The 17,112-nt window shown below is 57.8% G+C and carries 13 protein-coding genes; 3 read left to right on the forward strand and 10 right to left on the reverse strand.

All coding sequences use genetic code 11. From position 1 onward, the window contains the following. Positions 1–63: 63 nt before the first annotated feature. Positions 64–2,136 (reverse strand): polyphosphate kinase 1, encoded by a 2,073-nt coding sequence (gene ppk1, locus VRY85_RS13990; protein ID WP_414599217.1) that lies wholly within the window; start codon positions 2,134–2,136, stop codon positions 64–66. Positions 2,137–2,295: 159 nt separating this feature from the next. Here ppk1 and VRY85_RS13995 point away from each other — a divergent pair, with 159 nt between their 5' ends. Beyond that, positions 2,296–3,789 carry an exopolyphosphatase gene (locus VRY85_RS13995; RefSeq protein WP_414599218.1) on the forward strand — a complete coding sequence of 498 codons (1,494 nt, stop codon included), beginning with the start codon at positions 2,296–2,298 and terminating at the stop codon, positions 3,787–3,789. A gap of 1 nt (position 3,790) precedes the next feature. On the opposite strand, the gene VRY85_RS14000 is transcribed toward VRY85_RS13995, so the two are convergent. The 5 genes from VRY85_RS14000 to VRY85_RS14020 form a co-directional block, all read right to left on the reverse strand. Next, positions 3,791–4,579 carry a GNAT family N-acetyltransferase gene (locus VRY85_RS14000; protein ID WP_414599219.1) on the reverse strand — a complete coding sequence of 263 codons (789 nt, stop codon included), beginning with the start codon at positions 4,577–4,579 and terminating at the stop codon, positions 3,791–3,793. Positions 4,580–4,653: 74 nt separating this feature from the next. Further along, positions 4,654–6,000, reverse strand: a complete 1,347-nt coding sequence (gene glmM / locus VRY85_RS14005) for a phosphoglucosamine mutase (RefSeq protein ID WP_414599220.1) — start codon at positions 5,998–6,000, stop codon at positions 4,654–4,656. Continuing rightward, the gene (gene folP / locus VRY85_RS14010) at positions 5,997–6,836 is read right to left on the reverse strand and encodes a dihydropteroate synthase (protein WP_414599221.1); all 840 of its coding nucleotides are present in this window, start codon (positions 6,834–6,836) and stop codon (positions 5,997–5,999) included. Before folP ends, glmM begins: the two co-directional genes overlap by 4 nt. A 57-nt stretch (positions 6,837–6,893) precedes the next feature. After that, a complete protein-coding gene (ftsH, locus tag VRY85_RS14015) occupies positions 6,894–8,795 on the reverse strand; it encodes an ATP-dependent zinc metalloprotease FtsH (protein WP_414599222.1) in 1,902 nt (633 codons plus the stop codon). A gap of 224 nt (positions 8,796–9,019) precedes the next feature. Next, positions 9,020–9,661 (reverse strand): RlmE family RNA methyltransferase, encoded by a 642-nt coding sequence (locus tag VRY85_RS14020; RefSeq protein ID WP_414599223.1) that lies wholly within the window; start codon positions 9,659–9,661, stop codon positions 9,020–9,022. 17 nt (positions 9,662–9,678) lie between these two features. Between VRY85_RS14020 and VRY85_RS14025 the strand changes: the two genes are divergently transcribed. Further along, the gene (locus tag VRY85_RS14025) at positions 9,679–10,269 is read left to right on the forward strand and encodes a YhbY family RNA-binding protein (RefSeq protein WP_414599224.1); all 591 of its coding nucleotides are present in this window, start codon (positions 9,679–9,681) and stop codon (positions 10,267–10,269) included. A gap of 125 nt (positions 10,270–10,394) precedes the next feature. On the opposite strand, the gene greA is transcribed toward VRY85_RS14025, so the two are convergent. Together greA and VRY85_RS14035 are read right to left on the reverse strand one after the other, a co-directional pair. Further along, on the reverse strand, positions 10,395–10,871 hold the full coding sequence (gene greA, locus VRY85_RS14030; RefSeq protein WP_414599225.1) for a transcription elongation factor GreA: 477 nt from the start codon (positions 10,869–10,871) through the stop codon (positions 10,395–10,397). A 430-nt stretch (positions 10,872–11,301) separates the two neighbouring features. Then, a complete protein-coding gene (locus VRY85_RS14035; protein WP_414599226.1) occupies positions 11,302–12,630 on the reverse strand; it encodes a solute carrier family 23 protein in 1,329 nt (442 codons plus the stop codon). Positions 12,631–12,824: 194 nt separating this feature from the next. On the opposite strand from VRY85_RS14035, the gene VRY85_RS14040 reads away from it, so the two are divergent. Beyond that, positions 12,825–13,472, forward strand: a complete 648-nt coding sequence (locus tag VRY85_RS14040) for a histidine phosphatase family protein (RefSeq protein WP_414599227.1) — start codon at positions 12,825–12,827, stop codon at positions 13,470–13,472. A gap of 88 nt (positions 13,473–13,560) precedes the next feature. Here the strand turns inward: VRY85_RS14040 and VRY85_RS14045 are convergent, their stop codons facing one another. Beyond that, the gene (locus VRY85_RS14045; RefSeq protein ID WP_414599228.1) at positions 13,561–14,325 is read right to left on the reverse strand and encodes an SDR family oxidoreductase; all 765 of its coding nucleotides are present in this window, start codon (positions 14,323–14,325) and stop codon (positions 13,561–13,563) included. 10 nt (positions 14,326–14,335) lie between these two features. After that, a partial coding sequence (gene carB / locus VRY85_RS14050) for a carbamoyl-phosphate synthase large subunit (protein ID WP_414599229.1) occupies positions 14,336–17,112 on the reverse strand: 2,777 nt, incomplete at its 5' end.

Raw genomic sequence — 17,112 nt, forward strand, 5'->3', positions numbered from 1 at the left:
GTGACACTGCAATAAAAAGCATCGTAACAGGCAATGCCACGACCGAACATCACCCACGATGCATCATGAACCCAACTCTTCCATCAGAACATGGTGCATGTTTACGGGCTTGGAGCGGCTGCGCACCCGGGCATACGCACCATTAGGCAACGCCTTCCACGCCAATTGGTTGTCACGCAGGGCAATGGTGAAGGCTTCGCGCACCACCCGGCGCTTGAGACGGCGATCCAGAATGGGAAACGCGACTTCTACGCGCCGGAAGAAATTGCGGTCCATCCAGTCGGCGGAAGACAAATACACATGTTCCGCCCCACCGGCATAAAAGTAGAAAACGCGAGAATGTTCAAGGAATCGGCCCACAATGGAGCGCACCCTGATATTTTCAGACAACCCTGGCACACCCGCCCGCAAGGCGCATGCCCCCCGCACAATGAGGTCGATTTTCACGCCAGCCTGACTGGCCTTGTAAAGCGCATCAATGATGTTGGGTTCCAACAGGGAATTCATCTTGGCCATGATGCGGGCGCGTTTTCCTTCCTTGGCCGCCTGCACCTCGGCCCGGACCATAGCCATCGTCGTTTCATGCAACGTAAAAGGCGATTGCAGCAACAGCCGCAAAGGCCGCCGTGCGCCCAGGCCGGTCAAGAGCGAAAACACCTTGTCCATGTCTTCGCACATGCGCTGATCCGCGGTGATCAACCCGAAATCCGTATAAAGCGTTGCCGTGCGTGGGTGGTAATTGCCCGTGCCCAAATGCCCGTAGCGCTTGATACGCCCGCCTTCCCGGCGCAGCACCAGCAGCATTTTGGCATGCGTCTTGTGCCCGACCACCCCGTAGCTGACATGGGCGCCCACCTCTTCCAGCCGGGCGGCCCAATTGATGTTCGTCTGCTCATCAAAACGCGCCATGAGCTCCACCACCACGGTGACTTCCTTACCCGCCTTGGCCGCTGCAACCAACAAACGCATGAGCTCGGAGTCTTCGCCTGTACGGTAGATGGTCTGCTTGATAGCTACCACGTTCGGATCGGTGGCCGCAGCAGTCAGAAAATCCAGCACGGGCTGGAAAGACTGGTACGGATGATGCAGCAATTGATCTTGGCGGGAAATGGCCTCGAAAAGTTCGTCAGGGTGCCCTTCCAGCTTTTTGAAAGGTGCGGGTACCGGCGCCCGGTAAGCAGGGAACAGTAAATCGGGGCGGTCGACCGCATTACACAACTGCATGAGACGAGCCAGGTTGACCGGACCCCGTACACGGTACGTATCCTGTGCGGCCAGGCTGAACTCGTTTTGTAGAAAGAGCTCCAGCTCTGACGGCATGGAGTCGTCAATTTCCAGCCTTACCGCAGCGCCGAAATTCCGCTGCGACAATTCCCCTTGCAACGCTTGGCGTAGGTTGGTGATTTCCTCTTCGTCAACGAACAAATCGCTGTTGCGCGTCACCCGCCACTGGTAGCAGCCTTTGACATCCATGCCCGGAAACAAATCAGCGACAAAAGCACGGATCAGCGCCGTTAACAAAACAAAGCCATGCGGCAGGCCACAGACCTCGACCGGCACCTTAATAATGCGCGGCAACGCACGGGGCGCCTGCATAATGGCGATCGAGGCGGCGCGCCCAAAGGCATCCTGGCCGGACAACGGCACAATAAAATTCAGGCTTTTGTTGTAGACACGTGGAAAAGGGTGAGTGGGGTTCAGCCCAATCGGCGTGAGCAGCGGCATGACATCGCGCACGAACAAATCATGCGCCCACTTGCGAACCTCATCGTTCCAATCGCGACTAGGCAGCAGGCCGACCCCCTCTTCCAACAACGCGGGTAAAACAGCGTCCGTCAGTAAAGCGTTCTGGCGGTCGACCAGCTCGTGGGTAGCAACATGAATGCGGGCAAAAGCGGCATCCGGCGTATAACCGTCGGGCGCAACCAAGTCGGGATTCAGCCTTTGCTGCTCTTTCACACTGGCGATACGAATCTCAAAGAATTCATCAAGGTTGGAGCCGACAATGCATAAATAACGCAAACGTTCCAGCAGCGGCACTTCGGGCCGTTCCGCCATGGCAAGCACGCGCTCGTTAAACTTCAACAACGATAATTCACGATTAAGCAGCGTAGGTTCGCAAGAAGAAGGGAGCATGGGTTGCCACAATTAAAAATTGAAAAGCGAAACGTTTCTATGTACTTCAGAAATCTTACAGGCATATGACAGCATCCCAAAATTGACATGCCTGGGCCGCAGCCGCCGCACAACATCGGGACAACTATAATCAGGGACATTCAGTAGTAAAGTACGCCCATGGATTCCCTTCTTGCCGCCATCGACCTGGGGTCGAACAGCTTCCGACTCTCCATCGGCCGGGTCGTCCACCTCGACGGCGCCGCCCAGATCTACTCTATCGATCGCCTGAAGGAACATGTCAGACTGGCTGCCGGCCTGGGGCGCAGCAACATTCTGGACGAAGCCGCGATACAACGCGCCATAGAGTCCCTACAACGCTTTTCGGAGCGCATCGAAGGCTTTCACCCTAACCGCGTGCGAGCGGTCGCAACAAATACGCTACGTATTGCCAGCAATGCGCTGGAAGTTCTGCCACGGCTGGAAGAGGCTTTGGGCTTCCCGATAGAGATTATTTCGGGGCAAGAAGAGGCTCGACTCATCTTCACGGGCGTAACCCACGAGTTGCCACCTTCCCCTGACCGGCGCCTCATGATTGATATTGGCGGGGGCTCCACAGAAGTCATCATTGGTCAGGAGTTCAGACCTCTGCACATGAGCTCATTGGCCATGGGCTGCGTCAGCTACACCAGACGTTTCTTTCCCGATGGCCGAATCACTGCGGAACGCATGCGCAAGGCCGTCATGGCGGCACGCCGGGAAATTGAAACCATCGCGCGTCCTTACAAGCAAACAGGCTGGGAGCAAGCCTACGGCTCATCGGGTACAGCCAAAGGGCTGATCGCTGTCCTGGCCGAAACCGGGCTGTCCACCAAGGGCATTACACGTGAGGGCCTGGAAGGGTTGCGAGACAAACTGGTTCGCGATGGCCGGGTGGATATGGACACTTTGCCCGGCCTTAAGCCCGACCGCGCTGTCGTCTTGGCAGGCGGGCTGGCCATTATGCTGGCTGCTTTTCAAGAACTGAAAATCGACCTCATGCGCGCGGGTGACGGTGCTTTGCGGGTGGGTGTCCTGTATGACCTGCTGGGGCGTGACTCCAAACACGACAAGCGCGAAGAAACCGTTAAGCAATTCATGCACCGCTACCAGCTCGACGCGTTGCAGGCCCAACGTGTCGAAGCCATCGCCATAGCCCTATTCGAACAACTGGGCCTGCCCGACGACAACGAAAAACAAGAACTCGCCCGCACCATAAGTTGGGTCGCCAAACTGCATGAGGTCGGCATCAGTATTTCGTACTCAAATTACGACAAGCACACCGCTTACGTGCTGGGAAACGCTGATATGCCGGGCTTTTCCACCCATGAACAAGCCCTGATGTCGGCTTTTGCGCTCGGCCACCTGGGGAAACTGCCCAAACACTTGCCGGAAAACACCCGCGGCCATTGGCTTGCCCTGTTCTGCCTGCGTCTGGCTGTGCTGCTGTGCCGCCGCCGCGAAGACATGACTGAATTGCCGCTGCGCCTGAGCGTGAACGACAAGCATGTAAGCATCCACGCTTCGGAATCATGGTTGCAGTCACGGCCTCTGACGGCCTATTCGCTCGAGAGCGAACGCACAGAATGGAAAAAGGCCGGCTTCCATATAAAGGTTGAAGTCCAGCCTGTTTGAGTCAGTCAATGCCGAAATGTCGGCGGTAGCGCGCATCCATATCGTCGATTTCCAGGAAAACCGGAAAATCAGCGGTGTTGAAGTCTGGATCCCAGGCGGGCTCACCGCAAATACGGCCGCCGACCTTCAGATACCCTTTGATAAGCGGGGGCATGCGGGCGGGGAGATCGGCATCAAGTTCAAGACGCCCGACCGGGTACGGATGATGGGGGCGCAGCACCGGCAGATGCTTGGCTTCAGCCATGCTGTGCTTGGCTTGGTGCCAGACATGGGCGGCCGTCACCCCGCCATCGCGCAGACTGACGCTGGCACAGCCCAGCACATAGCGCAACTTCAGGTGCTTGACGATGTTGGCAATACCCGCCCATAACAGCATGATGACCGCGCCGTTGCGGTAATCCGGATGAATGCAGGAACGACCCAGCTCGATGACCTGCTTGCGCATATCACCCAGGCTGGAGAGATCGAACTCAGATTCTGAGTAATAACGCCCCAGCCGCTCTGCGTTAACCGGGGTCAGCAAGCGATACGTTCCCACAACCTGGCCTGTCAGCTGTTCACGCACCAGTAGATGCTCACACCAAGGGTCGTATTCGTCTACGTCCAGACCATTGGCGGATTCAGGAAAGACCGCGTTCATCTCTTCGCTGAACACAGTGAAGCGCAACCGCTGCGAGGCCTCAAGCTCTTCAGCGGTCCGCGCCACAGTCAATTCCAAGCTACCCGCAGCAATACGCGGCAAGGCCAGCTGATGCGCGTGGCTAAGAGAACTGTCAAGTATTTCTAGCATAGTCAATGAATCAGGCCGAATGACACAATGCAGCCATTATCGGCCTGCATTGTGTCAATATATAGACACCAACATTAACTGTTTGTTAAATCCACTGCAACCAATTTTTGCACGCCTGCTTCCGCCAGTGCGGCGTCTTCGGCCTCAACCATTAAGCGCAGCTTGGGCTCCGTGCCTGATGCACGGATCAACACCCGCCCACGCCCGGCCAACATGGCTTCTACCTCACGCGTCGCTGCGGCCAGCCCGGCATGGTTCTGCCAATCTGTACCCGGCTCCAGATGCACGTTCACCATTTTCTGCGGGTACATGCGTAAATCACTCACTTGTTCCGCCAAGCTTGCGCCGGTACGCGCCATTGCCTGCAAAACCTGTAGCGCGGCAATGATGCCATCGCCTGTGGTGTGCTGATCGAGACACAACAGATGGCCCGAGCTTTCGCCACCATACAGCCAGCCTTTCTGTTGCAGCAATTCCAGCACGTAGCGGTCACCCACCTTGGCGCGCTCAAAGGGAATGCTGAGATCCTTCATGCGTTTTTCAAAGCCGAAGTTGGTCATCAACGTGCCCACCACGCCTTCCACCGGCTTGAGGCGCATGCGGTCGCGGACAATCACGTACAGCAGTTCATCGCCGTTGTAGAGTCTGCCATCGGCATCAACCATCTGTAAACGGTCGGCATCGCCGTCCAGAGCAATTCCAAGGTCGGCCCCATGCGCGCGGACCTGTTCAACGAGATGGTCCGGGTAAGTGGCACCTACACCTTCGTTGATATTGAACCCGTCTGGTTTGCACCCTACTGCGAATACTTCGGCGCCCAGCTCGCGGAATACATGAGGCGCAATGTGATAAGCCGCGCCGTGAGCAGCATCGACAACGATGGACATGCCGGAAAGCGCCAGTTCGTTAGGAAAGGCGCTTTTGCAGAATTCGATATAGCGACCGGCTGCATCCTCCACTCTGCGGGCCCGCCCCAGGTGTTCAGAATCAACACAATCCAAGGGCTCGGTGAGCATGGCCTCGATTTCAGCCTCAACTTCATCCGGCAGCTTCATACCATCGCCGGAAAAGAATTTGATGCCGTTATCGTGGTAAGGGTTATGCGATGCGCTGATCACAATACCAGCCACCAAGCGGAAAGTTCGTGTCAGATAAGCCACTGCCGGAGTGGGCACAGGCCCCGCGAGTAGAACGTCGATGCCGGCGGCGGAAAGCCCCGCTTCCAGGGCGGATTCCAGCATGTAACCGGAAATTCGCGTGTCCTTACCAATAACTACCGCAGGGCGGCCATGGCCGGGCTGGCGACGTGCCAGCACGCGCCCGGCTGCATAGCCCAGACGCAGAGCGAACTCCGCATTAATGGTTGGCCCGCCTACCCGGCCCCGTATGCCATCAGTACCAAAATATTGACGTGTGCTCATACAAATGACTCATCTTTTATTGTTTGCCATATTTTTACCGCATCCACAGTTTCTGCGACATCATGCACACGGAGGATGTGGCCGCCTTTTTCAAGGCCGTAAAGCGCCGCGGCTAAGCTGGCCGCGACTCTTTCACGCGGCTCACGCCCCACGACATGGCCCAGCATGGATTTGCGCGAAAAACCCAACAGCCATGGGTAGCTCGCTACCTGCATGCTGTCGAGCCGCCGCAACATGGAGTAGTTCTGGCCCGCCGTCTTGCCAAAGCCGAAGCCGGGGTCTAGAACGATGCGCTGAGGGTCGATACCGGCGTTCACCAAAACCTGCGCCCGTTCAGCCAGAAAATTCTTTACGTCTAGCACGACATCATCGTACTGGGGCGCCAACTGCATAGTGCGCGGCTCGCCCTGCATGTGCATCACACACAGCCCGCAGCGGCTATCTGCCACGGCTTCAATGGCGCCAGGCTCACGCAGTGCGCGAATGTCGTTAATCATGTCGGCACCCGCTTGCAGTGCCCCCCGCATCACGATCGGCTTGAAGGTATCAATCGACAGCGGCACCGCAGCATCATACAGCGCTTCCACAACGGGAAGGATACGGTCCAGTTCCTCTTGAGGCGATACGGGGTCGGCGCCGGGCCGGGTCGATTCACCACCGATATCTATCATATCGGCGCCCTCTTCCAGCATGCGATGAGCACGTTCCAGCGCACGCTCGATCGAAAGCTCACCCATGCCGTCAGAAAACGAATCGGGGGTCACGTTCAGGATCCCCATGACCAAAGGGCGCCCGAGATCCAGCTCGAAGCGCCCGCATTGCATGATTAAAGACATGTTGCTATTACAAAAAAAAGCGCTCCGACTTTGGAGCCGGAGCGCCGGATCAGTCAGTTAGACTGGTGTAGCGGCAGTGCTGCCATCCGCGCTTGCTGACACACCCGCCGCAGGAGGGGTTTGATCAGTTTTGTCAGAAGGTGGCGGAGCCGACTTGGGCGGACGCGGTTCCCTGCCCTCCATGATGTCATCGATCTGGTCGGCGTCAATGGTTTCCCATTCGAGCAACGCCGAGGCCATGGCATGCATTTTATCGGAGTTATCTTCGATCAGTTTGCGAGCCACAGCATATTGTTCGTCAATGATTTTGCGAATCTCGTCGTCCACCTTCTGCATGGTGGCTTCTGACACATGGGTGGTCTTGGTCACGCTACGACCCAGGAAGACTTCGCCTTCGTTCTCGGCATATACCATGGGGCCAAGAGAGTCGGTCATGCCATAGCGAGTGACGATGTCACGTGCGATAGCGGTGGCCCGCTCGAAGTCGTTCGAGGCGCCAGTCGTCATTTGATTCATGAAGACTTCTTCCGCAATACGGCCGCCGAACAGCACCGCAATCGTGTTCAGCAGGCGTTCTTTGTCCATGCTGTAGCGGTCGGTTTCGGGCAGCTGCATGGTCACGCCCAAAGCGCGCCCACGCGGAATAATGGTGACCTTGTGAACAGGGTCGGTCTTGGGCAACATGCGTGCGACCAAGGCGTGGCCAGCTTCGTGATACGCCGTATTACGACGCTCTTCTTCAGGCATGATCATGGTGCGGCGCTCGGCGCCCATGATGATTTTGTCCTTGGCTTTCTCGAAGTCGTCCATTTCCACGGTGCGACCGTTACGACGCGCCGCAAACAGTGCGGCTTCGTTCACCAGGTTGGCGAGGTCGGCACCGGAAAAGCCGGGAGTGCCGCGAGCCAGAACGGTGGCATCGACGTCGGTGGCTAGCGGAACCTTGCGCATGTGCACTTTCAGGATTTGCTCACGGCCACGGATATCGGGCAGAGCCACAACCACCTGGCGGTCGAAACGACCTGGGCGCAACAACGCAGGGTCGAGAACGTCGGGGCGGTTGGTAGCGGCGATAACCAGCACGCCTTGCCCGGTTTCGAAGCCGTCCATCTCGACCAGCAACTGGTTGAGCGTTTGTTCACGTTCGTCGTTACCGCCGCCCAAGCCTGCACCACGCTGACGCCCGACGGCATCGATTTCGTCGATAAAGATAATGCACGGCGCCTGCTTCTTGGCGTTTTCGAACATGTCGCGTACGCGGGCCGCACCCACGCCGACGAACATTTCTACGAAATCAGAACCCGAGATGCTGAAAAACGGAACTTTTGCTTCACCAGCAATGGCTTTAGCCAGCAAGGTTTTACCCGTGCCGGGAGAGCCCACCAGCAGCACACCACGGGGAATACGACCACCCAGCCTTTGGAATTTGGTGGGGTCGCGCAGGAACTCAACGAGCTCGGCGACGTCTTCCTTGGCTTCGTCGCAGCCTGCTACATCAGCAAACGTGACATGATTGGTGTTTTCATCCAGCATGCGCGCACGCGACTTGCCGAAGCTGAAAGCCCCGCCCTTGCCGCCGCCTTGCATCTGACGCATGAAGAAGATCCACACGCCGATAAGAAGCAGCATGGGGAACCACGAAATAAACAGGCTGGTCAGGAAAGACGGCTCTTCGCGAGCACGGCCTGATACTTGAACGCCGTTCTTGACGAGTTCGGGAACCATCCAGAGATCGCCCGGAGAGGTCAGGCTGTAAGGACGACCGGAATCAGGCGTGACATATAGCGTATCGCCCTGGATATCGACCTTGCTGATACGGCCCGCCTGGGCGTCGGTCATGAATTGTGTGTAGGTAACGTTGTCTGCGATGGGCGCGCGACCGTCGAACTGCTTGAATACAGTAAACAGCACCAACGCGATCACCATCCAGATCGCCACCTTGGAAAACGAGTTGTTCAAAGCCAACCTCCTAAAAACCGCAACACCCTCGACCCTGCCATTGCATTAAAAAAGGGCTGCAATGAAGCCTGCGCTATACAGTGCAGGTTGTGATCACAACATCGGGGGAGCTCTAAGTCGTCATTCTACCTGAATGCTTCAGTGATGTTTACAAAAACCTTAAAGGCCGCCCAAGAGATTTCTGCAGCGATTTACACACTGCAACCCCGACAATTCCAACCGCCTCAAGCCTCATCTTTCAAACCCCGTGCCACCAGAAAGGTCTCAGACGATTTGTCTCGTGAAGCCTTGGGTTTACGCTCGACCACCCGTTTGAAATGTTTCTTGAACGTTTCGACAATCTGAGAGAACCCGCTGCCATGGAAAGCCTTTACCACCAGTGCCCCTTCGGGCTTAAGATGTGCACAGGCGAATTCCATGGCAAGCTCACAGACATGCTGAATGCGAGCGGAATCAGCCGCACCCACTCCCGACAAGTTGGGGGCCATATCAGAAATCACAAGGTCGACCTTGGCGCCACCCAGCTTTTCTTCCAGAGCGGCCAACACATCGTCGTTGCGGAAGTCACCCTGCATGAACTCAACGCCGGCTATCGGCTCCATGGGCAGAAGGTCAAGCGCAATAATGCGCCCGTCAATCACGCCGCCCGGCCCCACCAAGCGCTCGCGCGCCACTTGCGACCAGCTCCCGGGCGCCGAACCGAGGTCCACCACAATATCGCCCTTGCGCAACAGCTTTTCGGTGTCCAGAATCTCGGTCAGCTTGAAAGCAGCCCGCGCCCTGTAGCCTTTCTGTTGCGCCTGTTTCACATAAGGGTCATTAATATGCTGATGAACCCAGTTTTTTGAGAATTTTTTCTTGGCCATTCCCGTACAATTCCACCATGCCAAAAATTGACATTACATCCCCGGAGCGCCGCGCTTTGCGCGCAGCCGCCCACCCTTTGCGCCCCGTCGTGCTGATCGGCGATCGCGGCCTGACTGAATCCGTACTCAAGGAAATCGACCTGAACCTGAAGGCGCACCAGCTTATCAAGGTACGCGTGGCCGGCGACGACCGCCAGGCCCGCGTCGACATGCTGGAAACCATCTGCGAAGAGCTATCGTGCGCAGAAGTGCATCATCTGGGCAAGACGTTAATCATATACCGCCCCGACCCCGACGCGCAGGCTCCCATATTGGCCGCCCCCAAGGAAGCGCCGACCCGTGCAGTGCGCAAGCCTTCCGAACCCTACACGCCAAAGAAAATGGCTGCCACCGGCCAAGCCATCACACGTCGAGACGAAAAGGCCCGCAAGGCGCTGGCCCGCAAAACCGCAGGCGACGACGGTGGCCTGGAAAGCCGCTCGCCCCGTGAACGCGCCGCCGCACGACATGCCGCCGCTGCTCGTGGTGCGGCTGCGCCGCGCATTCCTCGCCGGCGTAGTGGCAGCGCGCTTTCGCTGCGCGCAGGCTCACGTCGCGGCCGCGATTAAAAACAAAACAGCCCTGCCATATTCAAATGTTCGCAGGGCTGCTGCAACACAGACATGGCGCACGGAAAATACAGGAGCCGTGCGCGGGTGTCTTGCTAACTAACGGCTAGTACGCGTATTGCTGTTCAAATATAGCTGATGGTGATGATCTCGTATTCGCGAGTGCCGCCGGGCGCAAGCACCTCTACGACATCGCCTTCCGATTTGCCGATCAGAGCGCGGGCCACGGGGCTGGATACGGATATTTTGTTGGAGCGGATATCAGCCTCGACATCGCCCACAATCTGGTATGTCAGTCGTTCGCCGGATTCGATTTCTTCGATTTCCACCGTCGCTCCAAACACGGCCCGCCCATCGACATCCAGGGTGGTGGGGTCGATGATCTGCGCATTTGACAGTGTTCCTTCCAGCTCCTTGATGCGGCCCTCGACAAAAGCCTGACGCTCACGGGCTGCATCGTATTCTGCGTTTTCGGAAAGGTCGCCCTGCGCACGCGCTTGTGCAATGGCATCAATCACTTCGGGACGCTCGACCGTTTTCAGACGATGCAGCTCGGCTTGCAAGCGCTCAGCGCCACCTACAGTCAACGGGATCGCAGACATAGTATTTCCTGAATCAAAAGTAAAAAGACGCTCCAGCACGGGAGCGCCGATAGACAACGAAATTCTGATGCGGCCAGAGAAACCCTGCATGTTGAGTAACGTGCCCGATGGCCGGGTTACTTGGAGGGACTGGCCTTAAAACGAAACCCCGGCCTGCATACAAACCGGGGACACGGGACTATTGTGCGCAAAGTTTCTGCAAAATGCAAGCGCTGCCCTGGGGTTTTTCACCGGCCTCACACCCCCTGAAAAACCGCGATATAACCTGCAACATACACACTGGGCAGAAGCGATACCCCAAAAAAAACCACACCAGATTCTTGTGAGCCTGACAGCCATTCCTGCGCTTTGCGGATTGCCTGCCAGGCCGGTGCATCCGATGCGAAATCAGGGGAAGACGGGATCGCCACTTCGCCTCCTGCCCGGTCGTTTAACGCAGCTCGGGCCTGGACGTCCCGATACTCAGCAGCGCATAAAGCAAAATTGCGCCAAAGGTAGCCGTGCCGATGCCGTCCAGCCTGAAAGCGCCAAACTGGATGGAAAAATTCCCCGCTCCCAGAACCAAGGTAACAGCCGCCACAATCAGGTTGCGGTTATTGCTGAAATCCACCTGATTCACCACCCAAATTCGTGCCCCGGCCACAGCGATCAGGCCGAAAACCACAATGGACATGCCCCCCAGCACCGGGCCAGGAATGGTTTGGATTAACGCCCCAAACTTAGGAGAAAAACCCAGACAGATGGCAATCAGAGCCGCCACAACGAATACCAGGGTGGAATAAATACGGGTGACCGTCATCACGCCGATGTTTTCTGCGTACGTGGTAACGCCAGTACCGCCCATGGAGCCCGAGACCATGGTCGCCACACCATCACCCACAAAGGCAGGCCCAAGGTAGGCGTCCAGATTACGACCCGTCATGGCGCTCACCGCCTTGATATGGCCCAGATTCTCGGCCACGAGAATGATGGCCACCGGCACAATCACACTCATGGCCTGCACCTCAAACACTGGGGCGCTGAAGCTGGGCAACCCGACCCATGGCGCCGCCGCCACTGCACTAAAGTCGATAGGCTTACCCATGCCCAGGCCATTAGTGAATACAGCGTAGATGACGCAGGCCAGCAACAAGCCGACCAGAATCAGCAGGCGTTGCGCCGTGCCGCGAGCATAGACGGCGACACCGCCGACACACAGCACCGTCATCAAGGCCATAGCGGCGTCAAAGGTGGAGCCGCCCATGGCACCCTTGGCCGCAATGGGCGCCAGGTTCAAGCCAATGACCGCCACAATGGAACCCGTGACGACAGGCGGCATCCAGCGGTTGATCCAGCGCGCATCCCCTCCGGTTCGGGCGTTAATCCACCACACCAACAAACCTATCAGGGTGTAGGCCAGCCCACAGGCAATAATGGCCCCTAGGGCCACACCAATATTGGCATTCGGCCCGGCTCCGGCATAGCCGGTGACAGCAATCACTCCGCCAATAAAAGCAAAGCTGGAACCCAGATAACTGGGTACCCGGCCACGCACAAAGAAGAAGAAAATCAGTGTGCCGATACCGGACATCAGAATCGCCACATTGGGGTCAAAACCCATTAGCAGCGGCGCAAGAATGGTGGAGCCAAACATGGCGACCACGTGCTGGGCGCCCATCGCAATATTTTGCGCGGGAGGCAGATATTCGTCAGGCTGGACGACAGCGCCCGGAGCACGCGCATCGACACGGCGCCAGCGGGGGAAAAAGGTATCGGACATGATAGGAAGAGAGGATTCTTATAGATAGACGTACCGGCGCCCCACCTGCGTCGTAAAAAGCTGGCATGACCCGGGCCGAAGCGAAGTGTACGGCGCAGCGCGGCCTTGCTGCAACTGCATATCAGGGCACGCCTCCTTATCAGCCACGGCGGGGGCAGCGAATCCGATTCACCCGCACTGATAGAATGCCCAGTATGAAACCCACACATTTCTGGCTGATACGCCACGGTGAGACAGAATGGAATGCCAACCGGCGCTTACAAGGCTGGCTGGATATTCCCCTGAGCGACGTCGGGCGGGCGCAGGCACAGCAACTTGCAGCTCATCTGCGGTCTTTAGACCAACCTGAATTCCAAGCCGTGCTTAGCAGCGATCTGAGCCGCGCGGCAGAAACAGCACGCATCGCCACTGAGCACTTGGGCTTGCCTGTCCAGACCAGCGCAACGCTGCGCGAGCGCAATTACGGCATTTTCCAAGGTCTGGACTGGGCTGCTCTGACCGAGAACCTGAACACGCAAGGCATCAATCTGCGAGCGCCCGAACAGGCCATTGAAGAGGGCGAATCCTTCCAGGCATTCGCCCATCGTATTGCCGACGCCTTTGAATCCTTAGCCCGCGAATATGCAGGAAAGAACCTGCTGATATTCGCCCACGGTGGGGTGATTGACATTGCGTGGCGTAAAGCAGGCGGGCATTCTCTTTTGGTGAAGCGTGAAGGCACCATTCTGAATACCAGCATCAATCGGTTTGATATCAGCGCAACCGGCGAATGGAAGATGGGCGAATGGAACCAGGTCGGTCACCTGGATACACCTTCGCTAGATGACGTGATGCATACCTGACACAGCCGCGCACCGGCTGTGGCCTGCTTGAGGCGCCCCCAAGCGCCCTTGCGCCCCCCTCAGCCGCATGGAGGCAAGCTGATGTTATTCAGCCGTGATTCTGGCGCGGCTTGCGCTTGCGACCTGCCGCAACACGATCGTACAGCCATCCGGGGACAACACGCAGCAGCGCTGCCACGACCCCCATCTGCCAGGGGATGACCACTGAGCGACTACCACGGTCGATATGCTTGACCGCCACTCGCGCGAAATCGTCCACCGGCATCAAGAATGGCATGCGATACGGGTTATGCGCCGTCATCGGTGTACGAATAAAGCCGGGAGAAATCGTTACCACGCGTACACCGCTGCCATACAGCTCAACACGCAAGCTCTCGCAGTAAGCGCGCACCGCAGCTTTTGAGGCGCTATACGCACCCGCTCCCGGCAAGCCGCGCACACCGGCCACACTGGCGATGCCAACCAGTCGGCCTTGCCCTCGCGCCCTCATGCTTTCCACAAAGGGTTCAAAAGTGGCGACGGTAGCCAACAGATTCGTTTCTTGAATGGCTTTAAAGACCGGAAAGTCCTCTGTTTCCTCTGTCAGCGTACCAACACTGATGCCCGCGCTTGCGATGACAATATCCACTGGCCCGCCCCGCAAAAAGTCATGCGCAGCCGCATGCAATGCGGCGCGGTCCCGCACATCCAAAACATAAATACTGGGAGTGGCGCCAGGCATTCGAGCGGCCAGCGCTTCCAGAGCATCGCGGCGGCGGCCCACTAGGGCAAGCTGGGCCCCTCGCCGCGCATAGAAAAGAGCGAGCGCGGCGCCCAGGCCGCTGCTCGCTCCAGTGATGAAAACGCGTTCCACCCGTTCAGGCTTAGGCCGCCTGGCCTTTGGCTCTGGTGAGATCTTGCAAGGAATACACCTGCAGGCCGCCGCCGTTGCGGATGTACTGCAAGCCTTCCACGGCCGCCAGCGCACCAGCAATCGTGGTGAAGTACGTCACACGAGCCGCCAACGCCTGAGTGCGAATGGTACGGGAATCCGCGATGGCGTTACGCCGCTCTTCAACGGTGTTGATCACCAACGCAATCTCGCCGTTCTTAACCTTATCCACAATGTGCGGGCGGCCTTCCGTGACCTTGTTCACCACCTGCACCGGCAGCCCCGCCGCTTCAATGGCAGCCGCCGTACCGCGTGTCGCCACAATTTCGAAGCCCAAAGCATTCAGGCCGCGAGCCACTTCCACCGCACGGGGTTTATCTTGGTCGCGCACGCTGATGAAGGCCGTGCCCGAGTCCGGCAACTGCACGCTGGCAGCCAGCTGCGACTTCACAAAGGCTTCGCCAAAGCTCTGGCCCACCCCCATGACTTCACCCGTCGACTTCATCTCCGGCCCAAGAATCGTATCTACCCCAGGGAACTTCACAAAGGGGAAAACCGCTTCCTTCACCGCGAAATAATCCGGCACGATTTCATCTTTCACGCCCTGCGCTTCCAAGCTGCTGCCGGCCATCACACGCGCCGCAATCTTGGCCAACTGCAGGCCGGTGGCCTTGGACACAAAAGGCACGGTACGCGAAGCGCGTGGGTTGACTTCCAGCACATAGACGTCGCCGTCCTGAATGGCGAACTGCACGTTCATCAAGCCCTTCACGTTCAGCGCACGCGCCATCAGCGCGGTCTGACGCTTGATTTCTGCAATCACCTCTTGCGACAGCGAGTACGGCGGCAGGCTGCAGGCCGAGTCACCAGAGTGCACGCCCGCCTGCTCGATGTGTTCCATCACTCCGCCGATAAACACCACGTCGCCGTCGCAAATGCAGTCCACATCCACTTCGGTCGCGTTGTTCAGGAAGTGATCCAACAACACCGGGGAATCGTTACTGACCCGCACCGCCTCGCGCATATAGCGCTCCAGGTCTTGCTGCTCGTGAACGATTTCCATGGCCCGCCCGCCCAGCACATAGCTGGGGCGCACCACCAACGGGTAGCCGATTTCCGACGCCAGCGCCAGCGCTTCGCCTTCGGTGCGCGCCGTGCGGTTGGGCGGCTGACGCAGGCCCAACTTGCTTAGCAGCTTCTGAAAGCGCTCGCGGTCTTCGGCCACATCAATGGATTCGGGGCTGGTACCAATAATGGGCACCCCATTGGCTTCCAGTGCTCGCGCCAGCTTCAGCGGCGTTTGACCGCCGTACTGCACAATCATGCCAACCGGCTTTTCCTTGTGCACAATCTCCAGCACATCTTCCAGCGTCAGCGGCTCAAAGTACAGGCGGTCGGAGGTGTCGTAGTCGGTGGAAACCGTTTCCGGGTTGCAGTTGACCATGATGGTTTCAAAGCCATCTTCGCTTAACGCCAGCGCCGCATGCACGCAGCAGTAGTCAAACTCAATACCCTGGCCAATGCGGTTGGGCCCGCCGCCCAGCACAATGATTTTCTTCTTGTCGGTCGGTGCAGCCTCGCATTCCTCCTCGTAGGTGGAATACATGTAGGCTGTGCTGGTCGGGTGTTCGCCTGAGCAAGTATCCACGCGTTTGTAGACGGGACGTATGCCCATCTGATGGCGTAACTTGCGAACTTCGGCTTCAGAAGTGTCTAGCAGGTAGGCGAGGCGGCGGTCCGAGAAACCACGGCGCTTCAGTTCGCGCAAGGTTTCAAAATTGAGGTCGGACAGCGTTTTCTGCTCCAGCGCCAGTTCAATATCGACAATCTGCTTAATCTGCGCCAAAAACCAAGGGTCGATCTTGGTGATCTGATGCACATCTTCCAGCGAAAACCCTTGGGCAAAAGCGTCGCCCACATACCAGATACGCTCGGGGCCCGGCTCGCCCAGCTCCACCTGCAGCTTTTCGCGGTCGGTAGTCATCTGGTTCAAGCCATCCACGCCTACTTCCAAGCCGCGCAGTGCTTTTTGGAATGATTCCTGGAAGGTGCGGCCAATCGCCATCACCTCACCCACCGATTTCATCTGGGTGGTCAGGCGTGAATCAGCCTGAGGGAATTTCTCAAAGGCAAAACGCGGTACCTTGGTGACAACGTAGTCAATCGTCGGCTCGAACAAGGCAGACGTTGCGCCGTCGGTAATTTCGTTACGCAGCTCATCGAGCGTATAGCCTACCGACAGGCGGGCCGATACCTTGGCAATAGGGAAGCCGGTGGCTTTGGAAGCCAACGCAGACGAGCGCGACACACGCGGGTTCATCTCGATGACAATCAAGCGGCCGTTTTCCGGGTTGAGAGCGAACTGAACGTTGGAGCCGCCCGTTTCAACACCGATCTCGCGCAGCACAGCGAACGATGCATCACGCAAAACCTGGTATTCCTTGTTGGTCAGCGTTTGAGCCGGCGCCACCGTAATGGAGTCGCCCGTGTGCACCCCCATGGGGTCAAGGTTTTCGATGGAGCACACAATAATGCAGTTGTCGGCGCGGTCGCGCACAACTTCCATCTCGAATTCTTTCCAGCCCAGCAACGACTCCTCAATCAAGAGCTCATTGGTGGGAGAGGCTTCAAGACCCCGACGGCAGATGGTTTCGAATTCTTCGCTGTTGTAGGCGATGCCGCCCCCGGTGCCGCCCAGCGTAAAGCTGGGGCGAATCACCACGGGGAAACCGGAACCCCCCGTATATTCAGCGATTTCGCGCTGCACGG

It is taken from the genome of Achromobacter sp. F4_2707 (assembly GCF_047501535.1).
Classification (GTDB): Bacteria; Pseudomonadota; Gammaproteobacteria; order Burkholderiales; family Burkholderiaceae_B; genus Yanghanlia.

Coding starts and splice junctions, on each gene's coding strand:
- ppk1 (WP_414599217.1), bottom strand. CDS start 2,136: ATGCTCCCTTCTTCTTGCGAACCTACGCTGCTTAATCGTGAATTATCG.
- VRY85_RS13995 (WP_414599218.1), top strand. CDS start 2,296: ATGGATTCCCTTCTTGCCGCCATCGACCTGGGGTCGAACAGCTTCCGA.
- VRY85_RS14000 (WP_414599219.1), bottom strand. CDS start 4,579: ATGCTAGAAATACTTGACAGTTCTCTTAGCCACGCGCATCAGCTGGCC.
- glmM (WP_414599220.1), bottom strand. CDS start 6,000: ATGAGCACACGTCAATATTTTGGTACTGATGGCATACGGGGCCGGGTA.
- folP (WP_414599221.1), bottom strand. CDS start 6,836: ATGTCTTTAATCATGCAATGCGGGCGCTTCGAGCTGGATCTCGGGCGC.
- VRY85_RS14020 (WP_414599223.1), bottom strand. CDS start 9,661: ATGGCCAAGAAAAAATTCTCAAAAAACTGGGTTCATCAGCATATTAAT.
- VRY85_RS14025 (WP_414599224.1), top strand. CDS start 9,679: ATGCCAAAAATTGACATTACATCCCCGGAGCGCCGCGCTTTGCGCGCA.
- greA (WP_414599225.1), bottom strand. CDS start 10,871: ATGTCTGCGATCCCGTTGACTGTAGGTGGCGCTGAGCGCTTGCAAGCC.
- VRY85_RS14035 (WP_414599226.1), bottom strand. CDS start 12,630: ATGTCCGATACCTTTTTCCCCCGCTGGCGCCGTGTCGATGCGCGTGCT.
- VRY85_RS14040 (WP_414599227.1), top strand. CDS start 12,825: ATGAAACCCACACATTTCTGGCTGATACGCCACGGTGAGACAGAATGG.